This window comes from Legionella gratiana (genome assembly GCF_001467695.1).
Lineage (GTDB): Bacteria > Pseudomonadota > Gammaproteobacteria > Legionellales > Legionellaceae > Legionella > Legionella gratiana.
The window spans coordinates 24,090-43,865 of the sequence record NZ_LNYE01000020.1; the positions used below are offsets into that span (position 1 = coordinate 24,090).

Below are 19,776 nucleotides of genomic sequence, written 5' to 3' on the forward strand. Positions count from 1 at the left end.
TATTCAGCCGAGTATCAACCAGCATAAAAATCCAAATAATCCCAATACCATTACTGCCGCATAATGATACAGATAACCACTTTGTATCGCGCGACCTTTAGCTGAAAACCATCTAATAAGTCGGCTGCTGCCATTTACAACCATTCCATCGATTAATTTCTGATCACCTGCACTATAAAATATTTGTCCTATTCCTCTAGAACCCTTTACAATAAATAAGTTGTTAAAAGCATCAAAACCATATTTATTGATCAGTATTTTATAAATAAGTGAAAAACGACGAGCTAAATATCCTGGGAACGATGGAACAGCAATGTAACAAACCCAAGCTATCGCTGCACCTGCCAAAGTAATCCAAAGCGTCAATGAATACACTGAATGCAACATACTTTCAAAAGGTGACGTAACTTCATGTGCTAGTTCAGCCAGGACATTATGTTGAGGAAGAACAAATAATGATGAACCAATGAGGCTGGGGTTATCATAAAGCATAGGCATATAGAGTATATAACCCAATATAACTGAAGGTATTGCGAGTAGAACAAGTGGGAGCCATACTACCCATGGTGACTCATGAATATGGGTTAATGTATGCTCATCCATACGTGGTTTACCATGAAAAGTCATAAATAAGGATCTAAAGGTATAGAGCGCCGTCACACCTGCTCCAACAACAACGCAGAAATAGGCATAACTACTTCCTGGGATCTGTGATAATTGTGCTGCTTCAATAATCGTGTCTTTAGAATAAAATCCAGCAAAAGGTGGAAACGCACATAAAGCAAGAGAGCCAATAACATAGGTCACATAGGTAATTGGCATTTTATTCCATAACCCACCCATTTTTCTCATATCTTGTTCATGATGCATACCTATAATGACTGAGCCAGCACCGAGAAACAGCAACGCTTTAAAACATGCATGGGTAAGCAGATGAAATATCCCTGCACTATAGGCTGAAGCTCCCATCGCCACCATCATATAACCAAGTTGGGATAGAGTTGAATAAGCAACAACCCGTTTAATGTCATTCATGACTAAAGCTAAAATACCCGTAAAGAGTGCGCCACTAGCCCCAATCACCAATACAACGCTCAATGCAGTAGTGGAATATTCAATAAGAGGTGAGATACGCGCAATCATAAATACCCCTGCTGTAACCATTGTTGCAGCATGGATAAGTGCTGAAATAGGTGTTGGACCTTCCATGGACTCAGGCAACCAGACATGTAAGGGTATTTGTGCTGATTTTCCCATTGCTCCAACGTATAAAGCTAAACAAATTACAGTCATTAAAGACCAAGAGTGCCCTTGAAATAGCTCTATGTTTTGAGCAGCCAAGTAGTTTGCATTTTGAAACACTGTTGCATAATCAATACTTCCTGTATATGCAAAAATCAGAGCGATACCTATTAGAAACCCAAAGTCACCTACGCGGTTTACAATAAATGCTTTCAGACTACCTTCAATAGCAGACTCTTTCTGGTACCAAAAACCGATAAGCAAATAGGAAACAAGTCCTACGCCTTCCCAGCCAAAAAATAATTGTAAGAAGTTGTTTGCAGTAACCAGCATCAACATCATAAAGGTAAATAAAGAAATATAACTAAAAAAGCGTTGATAACCATCATCATCTGCCATATATCCAATACTGTATATATGTACGAGCAAAGATACAAAGTTAACAATAACCAACATCACCGCACTTAAGGGATCAATTAAAAAACCTATGTTAAAATCGAATGGAAGAATTAGTCCACCACTTGCCCAATGATAAATAACAGTGCTCTGTGTTGGAATGCTGCCAGAGAAAAGCTGACATGCCAAATATACTGATGTTGCAAAAGAAATAGCAACACCCAAAATAGTGACTGTATGAGCTCCAGCTCGTCCTATTTGATTACGAAAAAAGCCAGCAATCATAGAACCTGCAAGAGGCACTAGAACTATTATTAGACAAAGTTGTTGGATACTCACAATGTTAACCTTTTAAATGATTCATCTTATCTACATTAATGTTACCTCGATTTCTAAAAAGTAACATCACTATGGCTAAACCTATCGCCGCCTCTGCAGCAGCAACTGTTAATATAAAAAAGACAAAAACTTGTCCACCAATTTCGCTATAATAATGTGAAAATGCAATAAAATTAGTATTCACTGCAAGTAACATTAATTCGATACATACTAGCAATAAAATGATATTTCTGCGATTCATCATAATGCCTATAAGACCAAAACCAAATAAAATAGCACCTAAAATCAGGTAATTATTAACAGGTATCATCTAGAATTCCCCAATATTATTTCTCTGCTTTCATATTAATTAATTCCACTCGCTGATTTTTATGCGTCAGAATCTGTTGTTTTACATTTTGTCGTTTTGATTTTCTCGGGCCTCTATGTACCAAAGTGATTGCAGAAACGATCGCTATTAACAATAAAGCAGCTGCAATCTCAAAAGCCAGCAAATAATCTGTATAAAGCACCATGCCTAGAGCTTCAGTATTTGATAATGGTTGATGCACTTCAGATTCATTTTGTGTTGTATCAAGCAATTGTGAACTTATCGCATGACCTTGAACTTCAACGTTTTTCTTAAAGGTTCCTGAAGGAATAGACACCATCAAAAGTCCAAGCAACAAAGCAACAAGAATCAGTCCAAAAGGTAAATACCGCTTATAATGACTTTTCATAATTTCAACATCAATGTTGAGCATCATGACAACAAACAAAAACAAGGTCATCACCGCACCAACATAAACCAGCACCAGAATAAGCGCAAGGAACTCTGCCTCCGCAAGTATCCAAAGTGCTGCGCTGGCGAAAAAGGTTAATACAAGAAATAAAACACTACGTACAGGGTTATCTTGTATAATTACCATGAAGGCAGCACCGATTGCTAATGCCGCGAAAATATAAAAAATCACTTGGACTAATAATTCATGCATAAAAATTACCTCATCATCGGTATTTTTCGTCAGCAGCTCGATCTGCTGCAAGTTTTGGTTCCATCAAATCACCAAGCGCCAATAGCTTCTCTTTAGTCATAATATTTTGACCGCGCTCGCTAACATGATAATGATGTATGGGAGTAACTACTATTGAATCAACAGGACATGATTCCTCGCATAAACCGCAGTTAATGCATTTAAACATATCGATATCATATCGTGTTGTGCGACGGGAACCATCTTCACGTGGCTCTGCTTCAATGGTTATCGCTAGAGCTGGGCACACCGCCTCACATAATTTGCATGCGATACATCGCTCTTCGCCATTTGGATAACGACGCAGAGCTAATAATCCCCTAAACCGAGGTGAAATGGGAGTTTTTTCTTCGGGAAATTGTACAGTTACCTTTTTCTTAAAGAAATATTTACCGGTTAACTTTAAACCAAACAATAATTCTAATAAAAGAAAACTACGTAAATAATATTTTATATTTTGATATGCTTTTTTCATCGGCTTCTCTATTAATCATCAAAACCAAGGTTTAAGATGTGTTATAACCATTAATGCAGTTACAATAATCCAAACGATGGTGACTGGAATAAGTACTTTCCAACCTAAACGCATAAGCTGGTCATAACGATAGCGAGGAAAAGTTGCCCTTACCCATAAATACACGTAAAGGAAAAAGCATACTTTTACGAGTAACCAAACAAAACCTGGTACAACAAAAAAGATCTCTTCTAAAACGGGGATTCCCTCAAATGGAGACATCCATCCCCCCAGAAACAGGACACTGAGTAATACAGAAATAAGAATCATACTGGCATATTCGGACAAGAAAAATAGCGCAAATCCTATCCCAGAGTATTCGACATGGAACCCCGCAACAATTTCTGACTCACCTTCAGCTAAGTCAAAGGGAGCTCTATTTGTTTCAGCAATACCTGCAATCCAAAATACAAAAAAAAGTGGCAATAACGGAATAAACCACCAATGTAAAATGCCCCCTCTTTGTGAATTGACAATATCTGTTAAGTTCATGCTTCCTGCTGCTAGTAGTACTCCTACTAAAGCAAAACCCATCGCTATCTCATAAGATACAGTCTGGGCAGTACTCCTTAAGGCACCAAACATTGCATATTTAGAATTAGATGCCCAACCTGCAATTAATACCCCATAAACACCTAAGGAACTCATTGCAAAAATATAGAGCACACCCGCATTAATGTTGGCTAGAACTACTCCTTCTTGAAAAGGAACAACAGCCCAACCTACTAAAGCAGGTACCAATGCAAACAAGGGTGCGGCAATGAAAAGATATTTATTCGATCGCGTTGGAACAATAATTTCTTTTGTAATTAACTTAATTAAATCAGCAATCGGCTGAAGTAGCCCTTTAACACCAACTCGGTTTGGACCTATCCGTGCCTGAATATACCCTATTACTTTACGCTCAGCGTAAATTAAATAGGCAACACAGAGTAATAAAGGTATTACTATCACTAATATTTTAATGATGATCCAAATTAATATGCTAATATCTTGTAGCATTTTTTTACCTGCCTAGCGCTTAATAGTTATTGCAGCAAATGAATGTCCTAAATCAACAGTCTCAGGCATCGCGTTTGCTACCCATACAACATCTGCCGCAATGCGCTCATCACGTTTAAGCGGCAATGTTATCTCAATATCTCCCTGAGATACAGTAGCAACATCATCTAATTTTAATTTATCTGCTGTTTCAGGATTGATGCGTATACATGCTGATTCAGCTGCAGCACATGTTTGCAACTCCTTAGTATTTCTGACAATTGCGTCACTACGATATAGAGGCCACTCGCCTACTCGGACTAAGGATTGATTCATTAGTGGTAAGCACTCAGGATAATAAGGTTTATATTCATGCTCCATTGTAATTGCAAGAATATTTTTAATTTCAGTCAATACCTCTTCAGTCGACATATATTCAAAATCTTTGCAATGAAGCAAATTACCTAGCACTCTTAAAATTTTCCATGCAGGTCGAGAATCTCCATAAGGAGGTACAGCTCCTTTTACTGTTTGCCAAGTATTATCAACATTAATATATGTCCCTGACGTTTCTGCATAAGGAGCCATAGGTAAGATTACATCTGCATAATCATGCATAGATTCATGATCATAAGCAGAGAGAAGTACCACAAATTCCGCAGCAAGCATCGCTTGTCTTGCACCAAAGGGATTAGCAAAGTCAAACCCTGGCTCAACCCCCATTAAAACATATCCTTTGAGCTTAGCATTGAGCGCTGACTGGATATCCATTCCTAAAGTGGAAGATTTCCCTGCAGCTGCCCTATGGGGGACCATCCCTGCCATCCAAGCTCCTGCAGCATTAGCCCCATGAGTCAACCTGAGTGCTTTTGCACCACTTAATTTTTCAATTAAGAAAACAAAAGTGCGCAATAAGGAAGCTTCTGGATGATTTTCGCAAAGTGCACCGGTAACTAGGCACGCCTTTTCTTCTTTTAATGCCCGAGCAACACTTCGAATTGCCTCATCCGGCTCTAAGCCTATTAATAATTTTTGTATTTCATCAGGTAAATTCTTTACATTATCGGTAAGGGCTAAAATAAGTTTCGCCAATTGTAGTGGCATTTCCAGAGGTGAAATGATAACGCGTTCACTCAGATCAAAGCGGTATTCAAAATCTGCTGGATTAATTGCATAAACTTTGGCTCCATTACGAAAAGCCTTACGAACTCGAACACCGGCCAAAGGAACTTCTCGATCAATATTACACCCAATAAGTAGTATCGAATTTTGATGCTCTATATCTGCATAAGCCAAGGAGCTTTTCGGAGTCGTTGTTTGATTTTCTTGATCTTTAAAATCTACTTGTTGCACTCTATGATCGAGATTGTGCACCCCAAGTTCACGCATCAGTTTTTGCAATAAAAACAGCTCCTCTAAAGTAGAAGAACTTGAAGCAAAAGCGGCTACTTGCTCTGGACCATTATTTTTTATAACGCGAGCTAGCCCATCTGCCGTAAATTTTAAGGCTGTTTCCCAATCAACCGTTTCCCATTGACCGTTTCGTTTAATTTGGGGCTGAGAAGCTCTTGCTGCGCTTTTTAATCCTAAATAACTGAATCGATCGCGATCCGATAACCATGTTTCATTAATTGCTTCGTTTTCCTTGGGAACAACACGCATTAACTCATTTCGACGCGTATGCAAATAAATATTTGATCCTAAACAATCATGCGGCACAACACCTTCATGTTGAGTCAATTCCCATGCTCTTGCTGTAAAACGAAAAGGTTTTGATGTTAGGGCTCCGACAGGGCATAAATCAATAATATTGCCAGAAACTTCTGACTTCATACTGTGCTGAACATAAGTACCGATTTGCATGTGTTCACCACGTCCTGTTGCTCCTAACTCTCTTAATCCAGCTATTTCTTCGCCAAAGCGAACACAGCGAGTACAATGGATGCATCGAGTCATTTCGGTAGAAATAAGTGGTCCTAAATTATCGTCATCTACAGAACGTTTTGTTTCCCTATACTCTGAAGAATCGGAGCCAAATCCCATAGAATTATCTTGTAATTCGCATTCTCCGCCTTGATCACATATTGGGCAGTCTAAGGGGTGATTAATGAGCAGAAACTCCATTACTGCTTTTTGGGAATGTAACGCTTCTTTTGATTTTGTAAATACTTTCATCCCATTGGTGATGGGTGTTGCACAAGCAGGAACTGGCTTTCTGCCATTTTCTACTTCCACTAAACACATGCGGCAATTTGCGGCCACAGATAACTTTTTATGATAACAAAAGCGTGGAATATGGATACCAGCTTCATCTGCCACTTCAATGATCATCTGACCATTTTCTGCTTCAAATACTTTACCGTCGATTTCAATAGTAGTAGTCATAGTCAAACCTTTTAATTATGCTGCGACGATTGAGCGTTTATGTTTCACGAAATATTCAAATTCATCGCGGAAATGCTTAACAAAACTTTGTACAGGCCAAGCTGCTGCCTCACCTAATGCACAAATAGTGCGTCCTTCGATATTATTCGCAACATTGACTAATCTCTCTACATCCCCAGGTTCCCCATGGCCATCCTTAATGCGGTGTAATATACGAACCATCCAACCAGTACCTTCGCGACATGGAGTACATTGACCACAAGACTCATCCATATAAAACTCTGCGATACGATATAATGCATCTACCATACATGTAGTTTCATCCATGACGATTACTGCACCTGACCCTAGTCCTGAACCAGCCTTTTGTATGCTGTCATAATCCATATCAAGACCCATCATAACGTCGCCTGGCAAAACAGGCATTGATGTTCCTCCAGGGATCACCGCTTTTATCTTTCGACCTTCTCGAACTCCACCTGCTAACTGTAAAAGCACTTTAAAAGGTGTACCTAATGGAATTTCAAAGTTTCCAGGCTTATTCACATGCCCACTGACGCTGAAGCACTTAGCTCCGCCATTATTAGGTTTACCTAATTTTAAGAACCACTCACCACCTTTTTCCATAATCACAGGAACAGAGGCAAAAGTTTCGGTGTTATTTATTGTCGTGGGTTTACCATACAAACCGTAATTTGCAGGGAATGGTGGTTTAAAGCGTGGTTGTCCTTTCTTTCCTTCAAGAGAGTTAAGTAGCGCAGTTTCTTCACCGCAAATATAAGCACCCGCACCCAAGTGATTGTATAAATCAAAAGTAACACCAGAGCCTAAAATATTTTTGCCCAATAGTCCTGCAGCGTAAGCTTCCTTTAGGGCCATTTCGGTATGTTCATAAGGTAGCCAAAATTCGCCACGAATGTAGTTATAGCCTACCGTTGCTCCCATGGTATATCCTGCAATAGCCATGCCTTCTATAAGCTGATGAGGATTAAATCTTAGTATATCTCGGTCCTTACACGTACCTGGTTCGCCTTCATCAGAATTACATACCACGTATTTTTGTACTGGATTATTGCGGTTCATAAAACTCCATTTCAACCCGGTAGGGAATCCAGCACCACCTCGGCCTCGTAATGCAGAAGTTTTTAATTCATCAATAATATGTTGTGGAGAAGTTTGTTCTTTTAAAATTTTTCTCCAAGCACTGTATCCACCAACACTTTCATATGCAGATAGTGTCCAAGGCTCTGGTAGATGAAATGTTCGATAACAAACTTGATTTAATTCAACCACGGCAACCACCTCTATCTTATTGGTATTGTTCCAACACTTTGTCTATTGATTCAGGAGTCAAATTTTCATGATAGTCTTTGTCTACCTGCATCATTGGTGCATTCACACAAGCACCCAAACATTCCACTGCTCTTAAAGTAAAGCGCCCATCATCCGTAGTTTCACCTAATTTTATACACAATTTTTTTTCTAGGTGCTCCACAACAGCAGCAGAATCACAAAGCATGCATGAAATATTGGTACATACATTTATCAGATGTCTGCCCACTTGCTTATGCTCATACATCGTATAGAAACTGGCTACTTCATAAATCGCTATTGATGGCATATCAAGATAATTGGCAATTGCATCCATTAATTCAGTACTTAAATAGCCATGCTCCTCTTGAACAATTCTTAAAGCACTCATGACAGCAGATTGTTTTTGATCCGTTGGATATTTCGCAATCCAATGATCAATTTCTTTTATTCTCTCGGCCGAGACTAGTTGACGCAATATTTTTGCTGAATTATCAGACATTTCTAAACCTTTTATTTAGGGGGTCGTGCAAAAAATTTACATGACTTGCAAAACAACGTACCATTAAGAGTTAACGATCAATTTCACCAAATACTATATCCTGGCTTGCTAAAATAGCTACACCATCAGCAATCATATGCCCTCGAGTCATTTCATCATAACTGGACAAATGAGCAAAGCCAGGAGCACGAATTTTCAACCTATAGGGTTTGTTGGCACCATCAGATACCATATAAATACCAAACTCGCCTTTAGGTGCTTCAACAGCACTATATACTTCACCTCGAGGTAAACAAAAACCCTCAGTAAATAATTTAAAATGATGAATTAGTTCTTCCATATCTTCTTTCATTTCCACGCGTCGAGGTGGTGTAACTTTATAATCATCTATTCGAACTGGACCTGGATTTGCTTTCAACCACTCAATACATTGCCTAATAATACGATTTGATTGCCTTAGCTCTTCTACTCGGACTAAATAGCGATCATAACAATCACCTGTTTTACCTACCGGAATATCGAAATCTACACGATCATATGCTGCATAGCTTTGCTTTTTTCGTAAATCCCAAGCAATTCCAGAACCACGAAGCATGGGTCCTGTAAAGCCCCATTGCAGTGCATCTTCCGGTGAAACAATGCCAATATCAACGGTTCGTTGCTTCCAAATTCTATTGTCAGTTAATAATGTTTCATATTCATCAACACAACGTGGAAAACGCTCAGTAAATGCCCAAAGAAAATCAAGTAGGGTGCCATTACGCTCTTCATTTAGTTTTTCAACTTCGCGGTCATTGTGCCATTTTGACGCTTGATACTTAGGCATCGTATCAGGCAAATCCCGTGCTACACCACCTGGTCTATAGTAAGTCGCGTGCATTCGGGCTCCAGATACAGCTTCATAGCAGTCAAATAAATCTTCACGCTCCCTAAAACAATATAAAAAAACAGTCATAGCCCCTATGTCAAGTGCAATTGCTCCCAGCCATAAAAGATGATTTAAGATACGTGTTACTTCATCAAACATGGTTCGAATATATTGAGCACGTAAGGGGATTTCTATATTTAAAAGTTTTTCGATTGCTCGCACATATGCATGCTCATTACACATCATAGAAACATAATCCAGCCTATCCATATAACCAATAGTTTGTATATAGGGTTTTGTTTCTGCTAATTTTTCTGTTGCTCTATGTAATAAACCAATGTGAGGATCAGCGCGTATTATTGTTTCGCCTTCGAGTTCAAGAACTAAACGTAACACGCCGTGTGCCGCTGGGTGTTGTGGGCCAAAATTTAAAGTATAGTTTTTTAGTTCAATCATTTTCGCCACCTTTATTACCAACATAACGGTTATCATTACGAATAACCTTGGGCACTAAAACTCTCGGCTCAATATCTACTGGAGCATAAATAACTTTTTCAGATTTTGCATCATAGCGCATTTCGACATGGCCACTCAGTGGGAAATCTTTGCGAAATGGATATCCAATAAAGCCATAATCAGTCAAAATCCTTCTTAAATCAGGATGTCCATCAAATAAAATACCGTATAGATCATAAGCCTCTCGCTCAAACCAATTCGCCCCTTTCCATAAATCATGTACTGATGGAACAATTAGATGCGACTCATCAACAAATACTTTAACGCGCAAGCGATGATTTTTTTGAGTTGAAAGTAGATGGTAAACTACTGCAAAACGAGGTTTATTGAGGGTGTATGCTTTAACTTCTTGACGTTCAACACCTCGAGAAAAGCCTTTTTCAGTTGCTGTATCTGTTTCCCAATCATATTGACCATAAAGCAAGTAATCCACTGCACAAAGATCAATAAGCTGATCAAAACAAAAAGCATCTAAATCACGTAATTCGAGCATTACTGCTTTTAGATTTAATCCATCAATTTCAATGGTTACTTCATCATGAGCGACAGATATGTTGCTAATATAACTTGCCAATTCGCTCTTGAGTTGTTCAACCAAATAATCATTTTTTATCATCTAATTTGCACCTTCGATAACCTTAACCTTCTAAGATTTTTTTATGCCTGATTTTGTTTTGTAATTGAATAATCCCATAAAGCAATGCCTCAGCAGTTGGAGGGCAACCTGGCACATACACATCAACAGGAACGATACGATCACACCCTCGAACTACTGAATAAGAATAGTGATAATATCCTCCACCATTAGCACAGGACCCCATGGACACAACCCATCGAGGTTCAGGCATTTGATCATAGACTTTGCGCAAAGCAGGAGCCATTTTATTACACAACGTACCAGCAACTATCATCACATCAGATTGGCGTGGACTAGGCCGAAAAATAATTCCAAATCGGTCCAAATCATAACGCGCAGCACCAGCATGCATCATTTCTACTGCACAACATGCTAAACCAAACGTCATAGGCCACATGGACCCACTACGCGCCCATCCAACAAGTTTCTCGACCGAAGTCGTTACAAAGCCACTTTTTTGCAATTCAGCAACCGCCATAGCTAGCCTCTAAGCAGTTAAATATTAATAAAAAAAAGAGTATTTCTAATCGGATACTTCTGCTTATAGAAGTCGATCAGAAATGAACATTACTTGCACCTAAAACTTATTCCCACTCAAGTGCGCCTCGTTTCCATTCATAAATGAAGCCAATAACTAATAATCCTAGAAATAACATCATCCCTGCAAAACCAAACCAACCTATCTTACGTAGAACCAAGGCCCATGGAAAAAAGAAAGCCGTTTCTAAATCGAAAATAATGAACAGAATAGCAACAAGATAAAATCGAACATCAAAAGGGATATGGGCATTTTCAAATGCACCAAATCCACATTCGTAAGGTGAGTTTTTGGCATCATCAGGCTTATGTTTTGAAAATAGGCTACCAGCACCTATCATCGCTAAACCTAATGCGACTCCAATAACTATAAAAATAAGAACTGGAAAATATTGAGATAGCATTTTTGTACCTTGCACGGATTAAAATGGTGCCGAAGGCCGGACTCGAACCGGCACGGCTTACGCCACCGCCCCCTCAAGACGGCGTGTCTACCAATTTCACCACTTCGGCATGTTTTTCTATTTATTATTACTTTTTAACCATTTCTTTTTACTTCAGGAGCAAAGTAAAAAGTTTTACTTATCCTTTTTATTAGTGTTATCAATCGGTACTGGAATTGAATCCACCGGTACGCTTGTTTGCTGAGGAATTACTTGTTGTTCCGCTTTTTTATATTGCATAGATACTAAATAGGATAGCAATAAGCTAGTAACAAAAAAAATCAGCGCTAAAGCACCCGTTAATTTAAATAAAAAGCTTCCAGTTCCTTGGCTACCAAATAGTGTATTTGATGCTCCTGATCCGAAAGCTGCGCCAATATCAGCACCTTTACCATGTTGGATAAGAACCAAGCCAATTAAAACTACAGCAACGATTACATGAATCATTAATATCAATTGATACATTTCACAATTTCCACAAACTGTTTCGCGTTCAACGACGCTCCCCCTACCAAACCACCATCAACATCTGGCATCGAAAATAGTGCAGCAGCATTACTTTCATTAACACTACCGCCATAAAGAAGTGGTAAGCGTTCAGCATCGCTATCATTTATTCCTGCAACCAGCTTTCTAATGAACTTATGTACTTCCTGAGCCTGTTCAGGTGATGCAGTCTTTCCAGTACCTATTGCCCACACCGGCTCGTAAGCTACCACACAATCACGAAAGCAATTTTTATCTTGTTCGCATACTGCCAGCAGTTGATTTGCTATAACTTGTTCCGTCTGCCCTTTTTCACGTTCAATTAGTGTTTCACCGACACAAAGAACAGGTATCATACCATGATCTTTTACATGGTGGAATTTTTGCGCTACAAAATTTTCATCTTCGTGAAATCCACGCCTTCTCTCGGAATGCCCTACTAAGATGTAGCGACAGTTAAAATCCTTCAGCATTGGAGCTGATATCTCTCCTGTATAAGCCCCAAAATCCTTGGGATATACATTCTGAGCTCCTAGCTCAATAGTACTTCCTGCAATTATGCTCCTAACTTGCGGTATATAAATTGATGGTGGCATAACCACAACATGGGTATTTTTAACAGACTGGAGTAACTCTTTAAGTTCATTTGTTAATTGAATTACTTGTTGTAGCTGACCATTCATTTTCCAATTGCCAGCGACTATTTTTTGTCTCATTAATTTACCCTCTTATTTTCCACTGCGGACTATACCCAAACTCAGACCAGATGTGTAGTCTTATTGTATTTTTTTTATTAAAAGCTTTCTTTGAGCAATCATTACTGGGCCAATAATCTACTCTATGGCTATACGATCATCAATTTGACTTATGTCTTCACAAAGTTTTTGTGCGTATTGCTTTACTAAGGATTCGTTAATCCCTTCTACCATAACGCGTAGTAGAGGTTCTGTACCTGATGGTCTAAGCAACACTCGTCCTTCACCATGTAAACGTTCTTCTAAAACCTTGACTCGTTCAATCACTTGTAAATTTTTAGCTAAAAGTTCTGCGTGTTCGGTTTTTAAATTTACAAGACTTTGTGGTAATAATGTAAGACCTTGCGTTAATTGTTGTAGTGTTTTACCTTGCTTTACCATCATCGATAAGACTTGTAATGCAGCAACTATTCCATCACCGGTTGTAGTCTTATCCAAACACACGATATGCCCTGAAGGTTCCCCACCAATTTTCCAATCATTTTTGTGTAAAGCCTCTAGAACATATCGGTCACCCACTTTTGAGCGAATGAATGGAATGCCTAGATCATTAAGCGCCCGTTCCAAGCCATAATTACTCATCAATGTTCCAACCACTCCTCCATGTAATACACCTCGTTGTTGTCTGTCTTTGGCAATAATATATAGAATTTGATCGCCATTAACGAGGTTGCCCTCTGAATCAATTAAAATAGCGCGATCGCCATCACCATCAAGTCCTATACCAATATCTGCCCCTGTACTAATGACCTTTTGCCTTAATAGCTCTGGTGAAGTTGAGCCACAATTTTCATTGATATTAAAACCATCGGGACGATTGCCTATAGAGATAACCTGAGCGCCAAGTTCTGCAAATACATTCGGTGCAATATGATAAGTCGCACCATTTGCACAATCAACAATAATCTTTAACCCTGATAATCGTGTTAAAGAAGGAATGGTAGACTTGCAAAACTCTATATAACGTCCAGTTGCATCATTAATTCGTGTTGCCTTACCCAATTTTTCAGAAGATACGGTTTGCATCTTTTTTTCCAGTTCTGCTTCTATAGCGAGCTCAACACTATCGGGCAATTTTCCACCCTCTGCAGAAAAAAACTTAATCCCATTATCTTCAAACAGATTGTGTGACGCACTAATCACAATACCTGCATTAGCTCTTAGCGTTTGAGTTAAATAGGCAATGCCTGGTGTTGGCATCGGACCTAATAAAGCAACATCAACTCCAGCTGCAGATAAGCCAGCCTCTAAAGCAGACTCTAACATATAACCAGACACTCTTGTGTCTTTACCGATAACTACTTTTTTGCGATGACCATTAGCCAATACCTGACCCACTGCCCAGCCTAATTTTAATACAAATTCAGGATTAATATTGGATAGCCCCACATGCCCACGAATACCATCAGTACCAAAATATTTTCGCTGACTCATCCTTACTTACCTCTCATGTAATCGATGCTGCCTGGGATGTACTATCCGCACGACAAATCATATTGATCATATATAACGCTTGTTTTGTTTCATCGACATCATGCGTTCTTATAATTCCAACGCCTTTCAATGCCGCATACACCGCCACTGCAATGCTGCCTATTAAACGGTCGCCAATCTTTTTTCCAAGTATGGCACCAATGGTGCTTTTACGTGATGCCCCTAAAAGCAAAGGCAATCCAAATGACGAAAAAATATCAAGCTTTTTGACTAGGAGCAAATTATCATGTACTCGTTTTCCAAAACCAAAACCAGGATCTAAGATGATATTCTGGCGATTAATACCTTGACGCTCACATTCCGTGATACGCTCCTTAAAAAAGTGCATTATCTCATTAAGTACGCCATCTGCATAATGAGGATCATCCTGCATATTTTGCGGCTCTCCTTGCATATGCATCAAACAAACGGGAACTGCAAGTTTGGCTGCCATTGAAAGAGCTCCGTCGGTACGTAACGCATAAACGTCGTTAATTAAATTAGCACCTGCATTTACAGCTGCTTCCATCACTTCTGGCTTGTTTGTATCAATGGAAATACAAATATCCGAATCAAAACGAATTTGTTCAATTACAGGAATAACTCTCTTTAACTCAGCATCTACTGATACTTGCTGAGCGCCAGGTCGCGTGGATTGTCCACCAATATCAATTATATCCACTCCTTGAGTAATTAATTGAAATGCATGTTCACATGCATTATCCACTGATAAAAAATGGCCTCCATCAGAAAAAGAATCGGGTGTGACATTTAATATACCCATTATTAATGGATTGTCAGAAGGACTGTCTGGAGTGAGTTGGCGTTGATGCTGAAGCCAACTCATAAATTGCTTTGAATTCACCTGCGTCTCTCACTATGATTAATAAGTTCAGTGCTCTTCGGCAGGATTTATTATTACTTCAGGATCAGTTGGTTTCTCAGGCTGCTTATTATTATCCAGTATGTCGGCACCATCTAAAGGTTTTGATGAATCCCAGTCTTGTGGTGGTGAAGGTTCTTTACCTGACATAATTTCTTGGATTTGTTGAAAATCTATAGTTTCATACTTGATTAAGCTTTGCGCCATTAAATGGAGTTTATCCATGTTGGTAACCAGAATTTCCTTAGCTCGCTTATAGTTTCTATCAATAATTGCTCGTACTTCATCATCAATCTGTTGGGCTGTCCTGTCTGACATTTCTTTGTGCTTATTCATTGAACGGCCTAAGAATACCTCTTCTTCCTCTTCGCCAAAGGTAAGTGGTCCTAAAGTCGATAATCCCCATGTAGTAACCATTTTACGCGCTATCTCCGTAGAGCGCATAATGTCATTCGAAGCACCTGTAGTCACACTTTCCGGACCAAAAATAAGCTCTTCAGCAATTCGCCCACCAAATAAACTGGATAATTGACTTTCCAAGCGACGCTTGCTATGACTGTATCTATCTTGCTCAGGCAGAAACATAGTCACGCCCAGCGCGCGTCCACGAGGAATAATAGAAACTTTATAGACAGGATCATGCTCTGGTACACATAAGCCTACAATCGCATGTCCTGCTTCGTGATATGCTGTTAACTTTTTCTCATTATCATCCATTACCATGGAGCGCCGTTCAGCCCCCATCATAATTTTATCTTTTGCATTATCCAATTCCACCATGCTTACTTTGCGTTTATTAGCTCGTGCAGCAAATAAGGCTGCTTCATTCACAAGATTTGCTAAATCAGCACCAGAAAATCCAGGGGTTCCACGAGCGATGGCCATTACATCTACATTGGTGTCTACTGGAGTTTTTTGCAAATGTACTCTTAATATTTGTTCTCGTCCTCGAATATCAGGCAAAGGTACTACAACTTGGCGGTCAAAACGACCTGGACGTAATAATGCAGGGTCTAAAACATCTGGGCGGTTAGTTGCAGCAACAACAATAACTCCTTCATTACCTTCAAAACCATCCATTTCAACAAGCAATTGGTTCAGGGTTTGCTCTCGTTCATCATGACCACCCCCAAGACCCGCGCCTCTATGACGCCCTACAGCGTCAATCTCATCTATGAAAATGATACAAGGAGCATGTTTTTTTGCTTGTTCAAACATATCACGAACACGAGAGGCTCCTACCCCAACAAACATTTCGACAAAATCAGAACCTGAAATCGTGAAAAAAGGAACCTTCGCTTCACCTGCAACGGCTCTAGCTAAGAGCGTTTTACCAGTTCCGGGCGAACCAACCAGCAACACCCCACGTGGAATACGCCCACCAAGATTTTGAAATTTGGTGGGATCGCGCAAGAAATCAACCAATTCTTTAACTTCTTCTTTTGCTTCATCAACTCCAGCAACATCTGCAAAAGTAACTTTGACTTGGTCTTCACCAAGCAAGCGGGCACGTGATCGCCCAAATGACATGGCACCACGACCCCCACCTCCTTGCATTTGACGCATAAAAAATACCCAAACACCAATTAGAAGCAACATTGGGAACCAGTTGATAAATAAATGTAGAAGGAAACTTTCTTGCTGTTTTTCCTGACCGCTTACATCAACTTTACTTTTTAATAGCTCACCAAGAAGAGCATTATCTTGCATTGGCATGTAAGTCACAAAACGCTTATTATTTTTGGTTATTCCTTTGATGATCTTATCATCTTCAATTGTGACTGAATTGACCATACCTTGATCAACTTCTTTTAAAAACTGGCTGTAAGAAAGCTTTTCAGCAACTGAGTTTCGAGGGCCGAAATTACTGAAAACTGAAACAAGCACTATTGCTATAATCAGCCATAAAAATAAATTCTTAACCATGTCGTTCAAAGTATTAACCTCGTTAGTGACGAACTGCTTTATATTGTGCAATCAAAATTATTAGATCATAAAGTTACTATAAATTGTATCCCTTTGCCAGCAAATAGGTTTCTTTTGAACGAGCACGTGAAGCCAAGGGCTTACGAATAACTACTTTTTTAAAAGAAGACCTTACCTGTTTTACTAAATCATCAAAACCTGAACCATGAAAAACTTTAATTAACATAGCTCCTCCAGGTTTTAACATTTTTTCAGCAAAATCAAAAGCCAGTTCAACCAAATACATTGCCCTCGGAATATCAATCGCTTTACTTCCACTCATATTTGGGGCCATATCTGATAATAACAAGTCTACGCTACGTTCAGGAATTAAATTTATTAACTTTTGAAATATTTCTTCTTCCTGGAAATCACCAAGAATAAAATCCACATCAGGCAGGGCATCCATAGGTAAAATATCTAAAGCGATGATTCGTCCGCAACCTTGTAATTGCTCCGAAACATACTGAGTCCACCCTCCTGGGGCAGCACCAAGATCAACTACAGTCATTCCAGGTTTAAGTAATGACTCCTTATCATCTACTTCTTTTAACTTGTAAACAGCGCGACTGCGATAACCCTCTGCTTGTGCTTTCTTTACATAAACATCATCAAAGTGCTCTTGCAACCAGCGTTTACTGCTTTTAGTACGCTTCATAAATTTTTAAATGGATCTCAATATATTTCTATGATACTGAATTTCACTACCTTTTCCCAGCAAAACGTGCAATAATTTGCCATTTTATCATTTAGGCCCTAAATGACTTAGGGTATATTTAGGATACTACAGTGGATAATTCATATAAAAAATCACTTAAAGCCAAAGCCCACCATTTAAAACCCGTTGTTCTGCTTGGGGCCAAAGGTCTAACAGAAGCAGTGATCGCGGAAACAGATGTTGCTTTACTTTCCCATGAACTCATCAAGGTAAAAATAAATGGTGCGGAAAAAGAAGATCGACTTATCATGGCTAATGAACTATGTCATCAACTGCATGCTGAATTCGTGCAAATGATCGGTAACACTGTCATTATGTACCGTAAAAATGAAGAGAAACATAAGTGACAGAACTCTAAGTATTGTATACACTAGACCTTACTATTTAGCAAATAACCTATTCCCTTCAAGAGCCAACCCTTATATTTATATGTGAAAAAGGTACTGGGCAAAATAAGGGGTAATTAAACTATCGTATGGCCTATGATATTAAAATACATACCAAATGCACTCACATTATTGCGTTTACTATTAATCGCTCCTTTTTTATTCTATTTATACCATCATGAATATGTTATTGCTTTTTATTTATTTATTCTAGCTGGTCTTAGTGATGGTCTGGATGGTTTTTTAGCAAGAAGCTTTAACTGGCAAAGTTTTTTTGGATCCTTTGTCGATCCCCTAGCCGATAAATTATTAATCGCTTCCAGCTTTATTTCATTAGCGTTAATAGGTGTACTGCCTTGGTGGTTAGTTGCATTAGTATTCCTCAGAGATTTAACTATTTCTCTCGGAGTCGTTGCATGGTACCATTTTATTCGTCAAAAACTAGAGTTTCAACCTACTCTTTTGAGTAAAATCAATACTGCATTACAGCTTACCTTAGTGACTTCCTGTCTCTTTGAACTGGCTTATTTTGCCTTCCCTATATATTTATTGACCACACTAATCTGTTTAACAACAATAACGACAGCCATTACCTACATTGATTATCTTTGGACTTGGGGCAGAAAAGCATGGCCCAAAAAAGAATTGTCAAAATGAATAAACAGTTGGCTTTAGCTATAAAAATAAACAATCAAGCAAGCCTTGAAGATTTTAATTGGGTAAACAATAAGCTACTGCAACAACAATTAGAAAACATACTGAATTATAGAGAAAATCGATTACTTTATCTTTGGGGTGTTTCTGGAAGTGGAAAATCCCATTTATTACAAGCATGTTGTCAAGCAGTCAACTCGACTCAATCGGCAATCTATCTTCCCTTAGCTCTCCTTAAAGAGTGGGGGCCACAAACGATAGAAGGTATTGAAGAGCAAACATTAATCTGTATTGATGATATTAATATCATTGCGGCCGATCCGATTTGGGAGGAAGCTTTATTCCATTTATATAATAAAATCAAAGATACAGAGAGAAGTATTTTAATTATTTCTGGAAACCAATCACCGACAACCATTCCTATTAAACTCGCGGACTTACGTTCCAGATTGAGTTGGGGCTTAGTCATTCAATTAATGGAACTCAATGATGAAGGTAAAATTACTACGTTAAAACACTATGCATTAAAACGAGGTTTTGATTTACCAGACACTGTTGGCCAATTTCTGCTTAATAGATGCTCGCGAAATATGCATGATCTACATCATATACTGAATCGTCTTGATGATGCTTCTCTTGAAGCACAGCGAAAAATAACGATTCCCTTTGTAAAAGATACTTTAAATATTTAATGTGAGTTCTATTATCCCATCGATAAATCCAAGCGCTACTAACCATTTATCGTGCCAAGGCGAGAAATCAGTATAATGGG

The 19,776-nt window shown here is 38.8% G+C and carries 21 protein-coding genes and 1 tRNA gene; 3 read left to right on the top strand and 19 right to left on the bottom strand.

All coding sequences use genetic code 11. The features are described from left to right. Nucleotides 1-3 precede the first annotated feature (3 nt). The 19 genes from nuoL to rlmE all read right to left on the bottom strand — a co-directional run bounded on the left by nuoL (nt 4) and on the right by rlmE (nt 17,904). Complete coding sequence (gene nuoL, locus Lgra_RS04935; RefSeq protein ID WP_058498167.1) at nt 4-1,977, bottom strand: NADH-quinone oxidoreductase subunit L; 1,974 nt, start codon at nt 1,975-1,977, stop codon at nt 4-6. 4 nt (nt 1,978-1,981) lie between these two features. Then, a complete protein-coding gene (nuoK, locus tag Lgra_RS04940) occupies nt 1,982-2,287 on the bottom strand; it encodes an NADH-quinone oxidoreductase subunit NuoK (RefSeq protein ID WP_058498168.1) in 306 nt (101 codons plus the stop codon). 16 nt (nt 2,288-2,303) lie between these two features. Further along, nucleotides 2,304-2,951: an NADH-quinone oxidoreductase subunit J gene (locus tag Lgra_RS04945; RefSeq protein ID WP_058498169.1), complete on the bottom strand. Its 648-nt coding sequence runs from the start codon at nt 2,949-2,951 to the stop codon at nt 2,304-2,306. A 13-nt stretch (nt 2,952-2,964) separates the two neighbouring features. After that, the gene (gene nuoI, locus Lgra_RS04950) at nt 2,965-3,465 is read right to left on the bottom strand and encodes an NADH-quinone oxidoreductase subunit NuoI (protein ID WP_058498170.1); all 501 of its coding nucleotides are present in this window, start codon (nt 3,463-3,465) and stop codon (nt 2,965-2,967) included. An 18-nt stretch (nt 3,466-3,483) separates the two neighbouring features. Beyond that, nucleotides 3,484-4,506: an NADH-quinone oxidoreductase subunit NuoH gene (gene nuoH, locus Lgra_RS04955; protein WP_058498171.1), complete on the bottom strand. Its 1,023-nt coding sequence runs from the start codon at nt 4,504-4,506 to the stop codon at nt 3,484-3,486. Nucleotides 4,507-4,518: 12 nt separating this feature from the next. Further along, a complete protein-coding gene (gene nuoG / locus Lgra_RS04960) occupies nt 4,519-6,870 on the bottom strand; it encodes an NADH-quinone oxidoreductase subunit NuoG (RefSeq protein ID WP_058498172.1) in 2,352 nt (783 codons plus the stop codon). 15 nt (nt 6,871-6,885) lie between these two features. Continuing rightward, entirely contained in the window at nt 6,886-8,163 is a 1,278-nt protein-coding gene (gene nuoF, locus Lgra_RS04965; protein WP_058498173.1) for an NADH-quinone oxidoreductase subunit NuoF, read from the bottom strand. Nucleotides 8,164-8,179: 16 nt separating this feature from the next. Then, a complete protein-coding gene (gene nuoE / locus Lgra_RS04970; RefSeq protein ID WP_058498174.1) occupies nt 8,180-8,683 on the bottom strand; it encodes an NADH-quinone oxidoreductase subunit NuoE in 504 nt (167 codons plus the stop codon). Between the two features lie 70 nt (nt 8,684-8,753). Further along, entirely contained in the window at nt 8,754-10,007 is a 1,254-nt protein-coding gene (locus Lgra_RS04975; RefSeq protein ID WP_058498175.1) for an NADH-quinone oxidoreductase subunit D, read from the bottom strand. Next, nucleotides 10,000-10,683 (bottom strand): NADH-quinone oxidoreductase subunit C, encoded by a 684-nt coding sequence (locus tag Lgra_RS04980; protein ID WP_058498176.1) that lies wholly within the window; start codon nt 10,681-10,683, stop codon nt 10,000-10,002. Before Lgra_RS04980 ends, Lgra_RS04975 begins: the two co-directional genes overlap by 8 nt. 22 nt (nt 10,684-10,705) lie before the next feature. After that, entirely contained in the window at nt 10,706-11,182 is a 477-nt protein-coding gene (locus Lgra_RS04985; RefSeq protein ID WP_058498177.1) for a NuoB/complex I 20 kDa subunit family protein, read from the bottom strand. 106 nt (nt 11,183-11,288) lie between these two features. Continuing rightward, nucleotides 11,289-11,645, bottom strand: coding sequence for an NADH-quinone oxidoreductase subunit A (locus tag Lgra_RS04990; RefSeq protein ID WP_058498178.1), 357 nt, complete (start codon nt 11,643-11,645; stop codon nt 11,289-11,291). Nucleotides 11,646-11,669: 24 nt separating this feature from the next. Beyond that, nucleotides 11,670-11,754 (bottom strand) — tRNA-Leu (locus tag Lgra_RS04995). A 65-nt stretch (nt 11,755-11,819) separates the two neighbouring features. Beyond that, nucleotides 11,820-12,149, bottom strand: coding sequence for a preprotein translocase subunit SecG (gene secG, locus Lgra_RS05000; protein ID WP_058498179.1), 330 nt, complete (start codon nt 12,147-12,149; stop codon nt 11,820-11,822). Next, entirely contained in the window at nt 12,137-12,886 is a 750-nt protein-coding gene (gene tpiA, locus Lgra_RS05005; RefSeq protein ID WP_058498180.1) for a triose-phosphate isomerase, read from the bottom strand. Before tpiA ends, secG begins: the two co-directional genes overlap by 13 nt. Nucleotides 12,887-13,003: 117 nt before the next feature. Next, nucleotides 13,004-14,359 carry a phosphoglucosamine mutase gene (gene glmM / locus Lgra_RS05010; RefSeq protein ID WP_058498181.1) on the bottom strand — a complete coding sequence of 452 codons (1,356 nt, stop codon included), beginning with the start codon at nt 14,357-14,359 and terminating at the stop codon, nt 13,004-13,006. Between the two features lie 13 nt (nt 14,360-14,372). Then, the gene (folP, locus tag Lgra_RS05015; RefSeq protein WP_058498182.1) at nt 14,373-15,263 is read right to left on the bottom strand and encodes a dihydropteroate synthase; all 891 of its coding nucleotides are present in this window, start codon (nt 15,261-15,263) and stop codon (nt 14,373-14,375) included. Between the two features lie 27 nt (nt 15,264-15,290). Beyond that, on the bottom strand, nt 15,291-17,207 hold the full coding sequence (gene ftsH, locus Lgra_RS05020; RefSeq protein ID WP_058498183.1) for an ATP-dependent zinc metalloprotease FtsH: 1,917 nt from the start codon (nt 17,205-17,207) through the stop codon (nt 15,291-15,293). A 76-nt stretch (nt 17,208-17,283) separates the two neighbouring features. Then, entirely contained in the window at nt 17,284-17,904 is a 621-nt protein-coding gene (gene rlmE / locus Lgra_RS05025) for a 23S rRNA (uridine(2552)-2'-O)-methyltransferase RlmE (RefSeq protein ID WP_058498184.1), read from the bottom strand. 131 nt (nt 17,905-18,035) lie between these two features. On the opposite strand from rlmE, the gene yhbY reads away from it, so the two are divergent. The 3 genes from yhbY to hda all read left to right on the top strand — a co-directional run bounded on the left by yhbY (nt 18,036) and on the right by hda (nt 19,696). Next, a complete protein-coding gene (gene yhbY / locus Lgra_RS05030) occupies nt 18,036-18,311 on the top strand; it encodes a ribosome assembly RNA-binding protein YhbY (protein ID WP_058498185.1) in 276 nt (91 codons plus the stop codon). Nucleotides 18,312-18,446: 135 nt separating this feature from the next. Beyond that, entirely contained in the window at nt 18,447-19,007 is a 561-nt protein-coding gene (locus Lgra_RS05035; RefSeq protein WP_058498186.1) for a CDP-alcohol phosphatidyltransferase family protein, read from the top strand. Continuing rightward, nucleotides 19,004-19,696 (top strand): DnaA regulatory inactivator Hda, encoded by a 693-nt coding sequence (hda, locus tag Lgra_RS05040; RefSeq protein ID WP_058498699.1) that lies wholly within the window; start codon nt 19,004-19,006, stop codon nt 19,694-19,696. Before Lgra_RS05035 ends, hda begins: the two co-directional genes overlap by 4 nt. The last annotated feature ends 80 nt before the right edge of the window (nt 19,697-19,776 follow it).